General features: G+C 75.9%; 11 protein-coding genes and 3 tRNA genes. 7 read left to right on the top strand and 7 right to left on the bottom strand.

Annotation, left to right across the window (positions count from 1 at the left end):
- Positions 1-47: 47 nt before the first annotated feature.
- Complete coding sequence (locus tag E1285_RS40375) at positions 48-881, bottom strand: ABC transporter permease (RefSeq protein WP_132159882.1); 834 nt, start codon at positions 879-881, stop codon at positions 48-50.
- The gene (locus E1285_RS40370) at positions 878-1,846 is read right to left on the bottom strand and encodes an ATP-binding cassette domain-containing protein (RefSeq protein WP_243723390.1); all 969 of its coding nucleotides are present in this window, start codon (positions 1,844-1,846) and stop codon (positions 878-880) included. The genes E1285_RS40375 and E1285_RS40370 overlap by 4 nt, the downstream gene beginning before the upstream one ends.
- Before the next feature lie 103 nt (positions 1,847-1,949).
- Here E1285_RS40370 and E1285_RS40365 point away from each other — a divergent pair, with 103 nt between their 5' ends.
- Together E1285_RS40365 and E1285_RS40360 are read left to right on the top strand one after the other, a co-directional pair.
- Positions 1,950-2,663 carry a TetR/AcrR family transcriptional regulator gene (locus tag E1285_RS40365; RefSeq protein ID WP_132159881.1) on the top strand — a complete coding sequence of 238 codons (714 nt, stop codon included), beginning with the start codon at positions 1,950-1,952 and terminating at the stop codon, positions 2,661-2,663.
- Between the two features lie 210 nt (positions 2,664-2,873).
- The gene (locus tag E1285_RS40360) at positions 2,874-3,827 is read left to right on the top strand and encodes an aminoglycoside phosphotransferase family protein (protein ID WP_132159880.1); all 954 of its coding nucleotides are present in this window, start codon (positions 2,874-2,876) and stop codon (positions 3,825-3,827) included.
- A gap of 88 nt (positions 3,828-3,915) precedes the next feature.
- Here E1285_RS40360 and E1285_RS40355 read toward each other — a convergent pair whose 3' ends face one another.
- The gene (locus E1285_RS40355; protein ID WP_132159879.1) at positions 3,916-4,491 is read right to left on the bottom strand and encodes a TetR-like C-terminal domain-containing protein; all 576 of its coding nucleotides are present in this window, start codon (positions 4,489-4,491) and stop codon (positions 3,916-3,918) included.
- A 72-nt stretch (positions 4,492-4,563) separates the two neighbouring features.
- On the opposite strand from E1285_RS40355, the gene E1285_RS40350 reads away from it, so the two are divergent.
- A complete protein-coding gene (locus E1285_RS40350) occupies positions 4,564-5,061 on the top strand; it encodes an FBP domain-containing protein (RefSeq protein ID WP_132159878.1) in 498 nt (165 codons plus the stop codon).
- Between the two features lie 78 nt (positions 5,062-5,139).
- The gene (locus E1285_RS40345) at positions 5,140-5,547 is read left to right on the top strand and encodes a RidA family protein (RefSeq protein ID WP_132159877.1); all 408 of its coding nucleotides are present in this window, start codon (positions 5,140-5,142) and stop codon (positions 5,545-5,547) included.
- Between the two features lie 42 nt (positions 5,548-5,589).
- Here the strand turns inward: E1285_RS40345 and E1285_RS40340 are convergent.
- The 4 genes from E1285_RS40340 to E1285_RS40325 all read right to left on the bottom strand — a co-directional run bounded on the left by E1285_RS40340 (position 5,590) and on the right by E1285_RS40325 (position 6,735).
- Positions 5,590-5,662: transfer RNA gene (locus E1285_RS40340), tRNA-Arg, on the bottom strand.
- A gap of 40 nt (positions 5,663-5,702) precedes the next feature.
- Positions 5,703-5,774, bottom strand: a tRNA-Cys gene (locus E1285_RS40335).
- A gap of 23 nt (positions 5,775-5,797) precedes the next feature.
- Positions 5,798-5,870, bottom strand: a tRNA-Asp gene (locus E1285_RS40330).
- Between the two features lie 238 nt (positions 5,871-6,108).
- Positions 6,109-6,735, bottom strand: a complete 627-nt coding sequence (locus tag E1285_RS40325) for a TetR family transcriptional regulator C-terminal domain-containing protein (protein ID WP_132159876.1) — start codon at positions 6,733-6,735, stop codon at positions 6,109-6,111.
- 74 nt (positions 6,736-6,809) lie between these two features.
- Here E1285_RS40325 and E1285_RS40320 point away from each other — a divergent pair, with 74 nt between their 5' ends.
- The 3 genes from E1285_RS40320 to E1285_RS40310 all read left to right on the top strand — a co-directional run bounded on the left by E1285_RS40320 (position 6,810) and on the right by E1285_RS40310 (position 9,477).
- Positions 6,810-7,961: an FAD-dependent monooxygenase gene (locus tag E1285_RS40320; RefSeq protein ID WP_132159875.1), complete on the top strand. Its 1,152-nt coding sequence runs from the start codon at positions 6,810-6,812 to the stop codon at positions 7,959-7,961.
- A gap of 145 nt (positions 7,962-8,106) precedes the next feature.
- A complete protein-coding gene (locus tag E1285_RS40315; protein WP_132159874.1) occupies positions 8,107-9,072 on the top strand; it encodes an alpha/beta hydrolase in 966 nt (321 codons plus the stop codon).
- A gap of 96 nt (positions 9,073-9,168) precedes the next feature.
- On the top strand, positions 9,169-9,477 hold the full coding sequence (locus tag E1285_RS40310; RefSeq protein WP_132159873.1) for a hypothetical protein: 309 nt from the start codon (positions 9,169-9,171) through the stop codon (positions 9,475-9,477).
- Positions 9,478-9,518: the final 41 nt, after the last annotated feature.

Genomic DNA, 9,518 nt, shown 5'->3' with positions numbered 1-9,518 from the left:
GGCCGGCGGCGCGCCGCCGGCCACGGCCCGGTTTCAGCGGCCCGGTTTCAGCGGCCGCGGCGCCGGTGGGCCCGCACCGTCAGCGGGACGAACACCGCCAGCAGGAGCAGGGACCAGCCGAGTGTGGCGGCGACGGGGTGGGCCAGCGGCCACGCCGCGCCGTCCGCCGGTGCGCCGGGGTTGCCGAACAGGCCGCGGCAGGCGGCGACCAGGGCGCTGACGGGGTTCCAGTCGGCGATCACCCGCAGCGGGGCGGGCATGCCGCCGGTGGGCACGAACGCGTTGGACAGCATGGTGACGGGGAACACCAGCGGCATGAGGCTGTCGGCGCTGTCCTCGTTCCGGACGACGAGGCCGAGGTAGCAGCCGGCCCAGCTCAGCGCGTACCGCATGAGGGCCAGCAGCAGGAACGCCCCGACGGCGGGCCACGGGCCGTTGTGGGCGCGCCAGCCGACGGCCAGCCCGGCGCAGGCCATGACGGCCAGGCCGAGGGCGCCGCTGAGGGCGTCGGCGCCGGTGTGCCCGAACGGGACGGCGGAGCGGGCCATCGGCATGGAGCGGAACCGGTCCATGACGCCGCGGGAGGCGTCGGTGGCCACGCGCATGGTCACGGCCACGGTGGAGGTGACGGTGACCATGGCGAACAGGCCGGGCATCAGGTACTCGCGGTAGTTCCCGCCGCCGGGGACGGCGATGGCGCTGCCGAACACGTAGCCGAAGAGCACGACCATGACGGCCGGGGCGATCAGCATGGCGATGAGCTCGCCGGGTTCGCGGCGCAGCCGCGACAGCTCGCGCCCGGCGAGGGTGAGGCCGTCGGTGAGCGTCCAGCGCAGCCGCCCGGCGCGCGAGGCCGCGGCGGCCGGGACGGGGGCGGTCATCGGGCGGCCTCGTCGCCGGGCTCGCCGGGCGCCGCGGCGGCGCCGGTGAGGCGCAGGAACACCTCGTCCAGGGTGGGGCGGCGCAGCGCGACGTCGCCGGCGGCGACCCCGGCGCGGTCGAGTTCGCGGACGACGTCGGCGAGCCGGACGGTCCCGGCGGCCAGCGGCACCGACAGCCGGGCGCCGTCCAGGGCCGGGTGGGCGCCGGCGAGGGCGTGCAGGACCCCGGCGGCGGTCCCGGCGGCGGCGGGGTCGTCCAGCACGACGTCGAGGCGGTCGCCGATTGAGGCCTTGAGCCGGTCGGGGGGGCCGGTGGCGATGACGCGGCCGTGGTCGATGACGGCGATGTCGTCGGCGAGGCGGTCGGCCTCGTCGAGGTACTGGGTGGTGAGCAGGACGGTGGCGCCGCCGGCGGCCAGGTCGCGGACTGCGTCCCAGATCTCGCCGCGGCTGCGGGGGTCCAGGCCGGTGGTGGGCTCGTCCAGGAACAGCACCCGGGGCGCCAGGATGAGGCTGGTGATCAGGTCGAGGCGGCGGCGCATCCCGCCGGAGTAGCCCTTGACCTGCCGGTCGGCGGCCTCGGCGAGCCCGAACCGCTCCAGCAGCTCGTCCGCGCGGCGGTGCGCGTCGCGGCGGGACAGGTGGTACAGGCGGCCGAACATGCGCAGGTTGCCGCGGCCGGTGAGCCTGTCGTCGACGGCGGCGTGCTGCCCGGCCAGCCCGATCAGGGCCCGCACCCGGCCGGGGTCGCGGGCGACGTCGTACCCGGCGATGCGGGCGTGCCCGGAGTCGGCGTCGGCGAGGGTCGCCAGGATCCGCACGGCGGTGGTCTTGCCGGCGCCGTTGGGGCCCAGGATCCCGCAGACGGTCCCGGCGGCCACGGCGAGGTCGAGGCCGTCCAGGGCCTGGGTGGCGCCGTAGCGCTTGCGCAGCGCCTCGGCGGCCACGATCGGTTCGTCCGTCACGACGCCCCCTCTGAGTACGGTGTACGCGGTCAGGTGCGCCAGCGTAAACAACCGGGTACGCCGTACGCAACTAGGATGTCCGGAAAGAGGACGAGGAGGTCCGGTGACCCGCGGCGAGCACGCCAGCATCTGGTCGATCCCGGAGCGGCAGGGCCGCGGCCCCCGCCCCGCCTACAGCCGCGCGCAGATCACCGGGGCGGCGGTCCGCATCGCCGACGCCGACGGCCTGGAGGCCGCCTCGATGCGCCGCATCGCCGCCGAGCTGGAAACCGGCGCGATGTCGCTGTACCGCTACGTCCCCTCCCGCGACCACCTGATCGAGCTGATGCTCGACCACGTCCTGGCCGAGATGGACGTCCCCGCCCGCCCGTCCGGCGACTGGCGCGCCGACCTGTCGCTGATCGCCGGGAACACCCGCGCGATGTGGCTGCGGCACACCTGGCTGGCCGGCCTGCACCGCCCCCGCCCCACGCTCGGCCCCAACCAGCTGCGGCTGATGGAGTTCGCGATCGGCGCGCTGGACGTCGGGATCCCCATCGACGACGCCCTCACCATGCTGGACATGCTGAACGGCTACGTCGAGCACGTCGTGCGCGGCGAGATCGAGTGGGCGCGGGAGAACCTCCAGAGCGGCATGACGCCCGAGATGTGGATGACGCGCAGCGGCCCCTACGTCCGGGAACTGCTGGACACCGGCGCCCACCCCATGTTCGAGCGTGTGGTCAGGGACGCGCGCCTGCCCCACATGACCGGCGAGGAACGTTTCCGCTACGGCCTGGACCGCGTCCTGGACAGCATCGCCGCCGCCCTCCCGTGACCGCCGCGCCGTGGCCGAGGGACCGGCGGCCGTGATCATCTTGCCGGAGGGGCCCGGCGGGGCGCGGGCGGATCGGCGAGCCGGTGACTCCAGCGCCGCACGGGTACCGGTCTCGACGGCTGCCGGCCCGTCTCGCGCCGCCCCGCCTATCCTTCCCGGGACCGGCACCTCCACGAGCTCGGCAGGCCCGGCGATCCGGGGGTGGACGCAATGGGCGAGGCGATGATCGAGTTGCCGCCGGCGGTCCGGCGCAAAGCCGCCCGCCTGGGTGAGCGGGGGGCGCGGTGGCTGGACGAGCTGCCGGGCGTCGTCGCCGGGCTGCGGCGCGCATGGGCGATCACCGATGTCGGCCCGGCGCTGCCGGGCGGCACCGCGGCGTATGTCGCGCGGGTCCGCGTCGGCGGCCCGGACGGCGGCCGGGACGCCGTGGTGAAGATCGCGCTGCCCGCCCACGGCGGCGCCGCCCAGATCAGGACGATCGCCGCCGCGCACGGCCGCGGGTACGTGCGCCTGCTCGCCCACGACGCCGCCCGGCGCGCCATGCTGCAGGAGGCCCTCGGCCCGCCGATGGACGAACTGGGCCTCCCGCCCGAGCAGATGATCGCCGCGCTGTGCCGGACGCTCGGGCAGGCGTGGGGTGTGCCGCCGGATCCGGCGGCGGGGCCGGCGCCGGACAAGGCCGGTGAGCTCGGCCGGCTGGTGCAGCGGCTCTGGGACCGGCTCGGCCGGCCGTGCCCGGAGCGCGTGGTCCGCCAGGCCCTGCGGTTCGCCGGGCGGCGGGCGGCCGCGTCCGGGCCGGGCCGGTGCGTCGTGGTGCACGGGGACCCGCATCCCGGCAACGCGCTGTCGGTGCCTTCGCCCAGGGCCGGGGCGGAGTCGGGGTTCGTGTTCGTCGACCCCGACGGGTTCGCCGCCGACCCCGCCTACGATCTCGGCGTCGTCCTGCGGGGATGGTGCGCCGAGCTGCTGGCCGCGCGCGACCCGGCGGCGCTGGCCCGCCGGTACTGCGCCCTGCTGGCCTCCGGGAGCGGGCTGGAGGAGACCGCGATCTGGGAGTGGGGGTATCTCGAACGCGTCTCCAGCGGCCTGTACTGCCTGGACCTGGGTCTGGACGACCTGGCGCGCCCGTTCCTGGCGACCGCCGAGATGCTCGCGGGGAGCTGACGGACCAGGCCCCGGGAAGGCGTCTGCGGCGCAGGCGTCGATGCCCCTCAGCCGGGTGTGGATCCGGTCGGCGGCGGAGCCCGGCGGGTCAGGTGGGGGGCCAGTCGGTGAGGGCGGCGTGGAGGACGTCCAGGATCCGGTACCAGGACGCGTCGGTGCCGCGGGCGTCGCTGGAGTGCCGGAAGGCCTGCGCCGCCTCCAGGCTCACGAACCCGTGGAAGGTGCTGCCCAGCAGCCGGATCGCGTCGATGTGGTCGGGCTCGGGGACGCGGTAGCCGCGCAGGATCGCCCGGGTCATCTCCACGTGCCGGACGGCCGCGCTGGCCGCCGCGGTCTCGGGGTCGAGGCTGAACCGGCTGGCGGCGTACCGCCCCGGGTGCCTCCTGGCGTAGTCGCGGTAGGCGTCGGCGAAGGCCACCAGGGCGTCCTTGCCCGACCGTCCGGCCAGGGCCGCGGCGGCGGCGTCGGCGAGTTCGGCGAGCGCGAACAGGGCCACCCTGACCCGCAGGTCCCGCATGCTGCGGACGTGGGAGTACAGGCTGGCCTCCCGGACGCCGAAGCCGCGGGCCAGCGCCGTGACCGTGACGTTGTCGAAGCCGATCTCGTCGGCCAGTTCCGCCGCCGCCCGGGTCAGGCGCTCGGCGTTCACCCCCGCGCGTGCCATGGACCCATCCAAGCAGAACCTAAGTCATTTAGGAATTTGCCTAACAGACTCAGGTTGACTAGCCTCGCGGCCATGAGGGCGATCACCGAGAGCGACATCCGCGCGTCCTTCGTCAACTGCTCCAAGGGCGAGGCCAAGCGGCTCGGGCTCCCCAGGGACCTGGACGCCCGGCCATGGGACGACCTGGACTTCCTCGGCTGGCGGGACCCGGGAGCGCCCGAGCGCGCCCACCTGATCACCGAGCGCGGCGGCCGGCTGGTCGGCGTCGCGCTCCGGGTGACCTCGGGCGGCGGACGCGGTTTCACCTCGCGCAGCATGTGCTCGCTGTGCCTGACCACCCGCACCGGCGGCGGCGTCGCGCTGATGACCGCGCGCCGCGCCGGCGCCGCCGGCCGCCAGGGCGACACCGTCGGCCGCTACCTGTGCGCCGACCTGGACTGCTCGCTGTACGTGCGGGGCCGCAAGGAGTCCGTGGCCGGCCGGGACCTGGAGGAGTCCCTCACCCCGCAGGACAAGGTCGCCCGCCTGCACGCCAACCTGGACGCCTTCCTGGCCAAGATCACCCAGTGACCGGGACGCCGCGCCCCCCGGAACGATCATGGCGGGCGGGGCGTTGGACAGACCGGATCACCGACGAAGGGGGGGCCGATGGGGGTTCCGGGTGTGCGGCTGGTGCGCGACGTGGGCCTGGCCGCCGTGGACTACGCGTACGCGGCGGTCGCGGACACGCCGGTGCGGGCGGTGTGGGTGGCGGGCGCGTGCCCGCTGGACGAGGCGGGCGCGACGGTCGCGGTCGGCGACTACGCCGGGCAGGCGCGTCAGGTGATGCGGAACCTGCGGACGGCGCTGGAGGGCGCGGGGGCGTCGCCGGCGGACGTGGCGAAGACGACCGTGTACGTGGCGTCGTCGCGGCAGGCCGACCTGGTGGAGGCGTGGGAGGTGTACCGGGACGCCATGGCGCCGCACGACCCGCCGAGCACGCTGCTGGGCGTGGCGGTGCTGGGGTACGCCGACCAGCTCGTCGAGGTCGAGGCGGTGGCCGTCCTGCCCCGCTAGCCCCTTCCGCCGGGCACGCCGCGCGTTCGATGCGGTCGGGCGCCTCCCCGGCAGGAGTCGAACCTGCGGCTTCCGGCTTCGGAGGCCGGCGCTCTGTCCGCTGAGCTACGGGGAGCCGGGGCCCCGCCCCCAGGGTGACGCGGGGGCGGAACCGGAGACGCCGGTGGGATTCGAACCCACGTGAGACGGTTCTGCAGACCGCCGCCTGACCGCTCGGCTACGACGTCACGGGCCCGCCGTGCGGGCCGTGCGACCCCGATGGGATTCGAACCCACGGCATCCGGCGTGACGGGCCGGTGCTCTGGCCGCTGAGCTACGAGGTCGTGAACGAGAAAAGGGCCGCGTCCCGGGTGGGAGGCGGCCGCCGCGCGTGATCGTTCACGCGGGTGTCCAGGGGGCCGCCCGCCCGGAGGTCCGGGTCCGGGTCCGATCGCCGCGGCGACAGGTCATGACCACTCCCTCCGGGGGCTGCCAGGCCGGGCGTTCCGGCGTCCGCACGAGTCAGACTGCCGCGCCGCGCGGACGGTCGCAACGGATTTTCCGGCGCGGCGGGACCGCCGCCTACACCTTCCCGTCCTCCGGCTTCTCGTTCCCGCCGGGGCGGTGCCCGGGGGCGGGCAGGACACCGTCGAGGTACCCGGCGATGGCGGCGCGCAGTTCGTCCGGGCCGGGTTCGGGTCCGGCGCCGGCGATGGCGTCGAACATCAGGCCCTCGGCGAACGCGACGAGCCGCACGCCGTGCGTGTCCGGGTCGGGGGATCCGGCCGCGGCCATCAGCGCACGGGCGATGCGGCGGAACCCGCGTCCGGCCTCGTCGTAGATGACGCGCAGCTCCGGACGGCGGGTCGCCTCCAGGGCGAGCTCGTAGCGGGCGACGGTGGCGCGGCGCCGGTCGCCGGTCAGCTGGGCGCGCAGGAGGCGGGCCAGGCCGGCGGCGGCGTCCTCCCGGGACACGCCGCGGGACGCCGGCGCGCCGGCCGCGCCGGCGAAGTGGTCGCGTTCCAGCTCGGTGAGGCGGGTCAGTGTCAGCTCCAGCAGCGCCGCGCGGGTGCGGGCCAGGTTGGACGCCGACCCGGGCGGCAGGCCGGCGGCGGCGTCGACGGCGCGGTGGGTCAGGCCGCGCATACCGCGTTCGGCGAGCAGGGCGATGGCGGTGTCGGCGACCAGCCGGGCGCGCGGTGAGATCACCCCCCCGACCCTACCCTCGTGGACTACGGGCGTAGTATCGACTACGCCCGTAGTCCACGAGGGGAGTCCAGACGATGCCGCACGCGATCGTCATCGGCGCGGGGATCGGCGGGCTGACCGCCGCGGCCGCCCTGCACGGCCACGGCTGGGACGTGCACCTGCACGAACGCGCCACATCCCTGGAACCGGCCGGGTCAGGCCTGGCGATCGGCCCCAACGCCCTGCGCGCCCTGGACACCGTCGGCGCCGGCGACCCCGTCCGGGACCTGGCCGCCATACAGGGCGACGGCGGAGTCCGCCGCCCCGACGGCTCCTGGCTGAGCCGCACCTCCGCCGAGGCCGCCGCCGCCCGCTACGGCGACCCCATCGTCGCCCTCCTGCGCTCCACCCTGGCCACCGTGCTCACCGCACGCCTCCCCGAAGGCGCCCTGCACCTGGGCTCCCACGTCACGTCGGTGTCCCCCGCCGGCACCGTCACCGCCGGCGGCACCGAACACCACGCCGACCTGGTCGTCGCCGCCGACGGGATCCGCTCAGGCGTGCGCAGCGCCCTGTTCCCCGGGCACCGGCCCGTCCGCTACACCGGCCTGACCGCCTGGCGCGGCGTCGTCGACGACCCGGTGCCCGGCGTGACACCCGGGGAGGCGTGGGGACGCGGCCAGGTGTTCGGCATGACCCCGCTGGCCGGCGGCCGCACCTACTTCTACGCCACCGCCCGCGCCCCGCAGGGCGCCCGCGCCGCCGGCGACGCCGCCGAACGCGACGGGCTGCGGCGCCTGTTCGCCGGCTGGCACGACCCGATCCCCGCGCTGCTGGACGCCGTACCCCCGTCCGCACTGCTCCGCAACGACGTCCACGACCTGCCCGCACCCCTGAAGGCGTTCCACCGCGGGAACGTCGCTCTGCTGGGGGACGCCGCGCACCCGATGACACCGAACCTCGGCCAGGGCGCCTGCCAGGCCATCGAGGACGCGGTCGTCCTGGCGCACGAGGTCACCGCGGGCGGCGGGCCGCCCGCCTACACCGCCGCGCGGGTTCCGCGCACCACGGCGGTGATGCGCCGCTCCCACCAGATCGCCCGCATGACCGCCCTGTCGGGCGCCGCGCCGGTCGCGGTCCGCGACGGCCTGATGCGCCTGGCGGGCGCCCTCGGCCCCACCGCGGTCCTGCGGCAGGCCGACATGCTCTACCGGTGGCACCCGCCCACCGCGCCCTCACCCCGCTGACACCGCGGACACGGCGGCGGAGACGATCACCGGGCCGCGCCCTTGGCCGGACCGGACAAGTGTGTGATCGTAGGTGCGGCCCCCGCGGCCCCGGCCGGTCCGCCGCGCGGAAAGCCGCCCCTTGGCGCCGGGCCGGGAGGAACCGATGGGTCGCGATCCGGAATACCTGGCGTTCATGCGCCGCCGCCTCACCGAACCCGCCGCGCCGGGCAACGGGCTCCAGGACGCGCGCCGCGACCACGCCGCCGACCTGGCCAGATCCCCGCGCCCACCGGTCGACACGGTCAAGGACCTGATCGTGGACGGCCCCGCCGGGCCGCTGCCCGCACGGCTCTACCGGCCCGCCGCCGCGCACCGGCCGGCGCCCGTGCTGGTGTACTTCCACGGCGGCGGATGGGTACTGGGCGACATCGACTCCTACGACCCGGTGGTACGGGCGCTGGCGGCGGCCAGCGGCGTCGCCTGGATGTCGGTCGGCTACCGCCGCCCGCCCGAGGACCCGTTCCCGGCCGCGCCGGACGACGCGGCCGCCGCCGTCCGCTGGGTCGCCGCCCACGCGGCCGGACTGGGCCTGGACCCCCGACGGGTCGGCGTGGCCGGCGACAGCGCCGGCGGGCAGATCGCCGCGGTCACCGCCGGGCGGCTACGCGTCCCCGGCCCGGCGCGGCCCGTCCTGCAGGTCCTGCTGTACCCGGCACTGGACCTGCGCCGCGACCCGCCGCAGCCACCCGACCCCGACGGCCTGGTATTCCCGCCCTCGGGCGTCGACCGGGCCCTGCGCGCCTACCTGCGCGGCGCCGACCCGACCCGCCCCGACGTGTCGCCGCTGCTCGACCCCGACCCGGGCGGCCTGCCCCCCGCGATCATCGCGACAGCCGAACACGACCGGCTGCGCCCCCAAGCCGAACGGCACGCCGCCCGGCTGCGCGCCGCAGGCGTCCCCGTGACGCTCATCCCCGGGACGGGCCTGGACCACGGATACCTCGGCTGGGGCGCGTTCGCGCGGCGACCCGCCGGCGCCATCGCCGAGATCGGCGCCGCCGTCCGGAACGCCCTCCACCCCACACCCGAGGTTCCGGATGGAACAAAACCATCCGTGCAACGACCTTAAAGACCCTTGCCTGAACCGTTTAATCAGCTTGACGTGGGCAATCACCTAGGCAACACCCCGGTAGCCGGAACCCGCGAAGGTCGAGGAGGCCACGTCGTGTACAGCACGCACGAGATGCGGATGGTCCGGACCCAGGAGTCCGGCCTCGAGGAATGGGCCTGCCCCACCTGCGGCCGCCGGATGCTGCTGCGCTGGCCCCCCGACTACGAAAAGCGGGTCATCGAAACCGGCGACGAAAAGGCCTGCCACGTCGGCAGCGCCGAAGACACGGTCCCCGAACCACCGGACACCCCGGCCGACGAGACCACCGCCGACGCCGCCGCAGCCGCCAGATGCAACGCCAGGCGCCGCTGGCTACGCGAAACCGGAGCGCACAACGCCGCCGCCCACGTCATCCCACCCTGAAACCCCACACCGCGACGCCGGCGCCTCACGGCACCCTAAAG

Origin of the sequence: Actinomadura sp. 7K507 (genome assembly GCF_004348425.1) — a bacterium.
In the GTDB taxonomy this organism is placed as follows: Bacteria; Actinomycetota; Actinomycetes; order Streptosporangiales; family Streptosporangiaceae; genus Spirillospora.
This window is presented reverse-complemented; position numbering and strand designations above follow the sequence as displayed.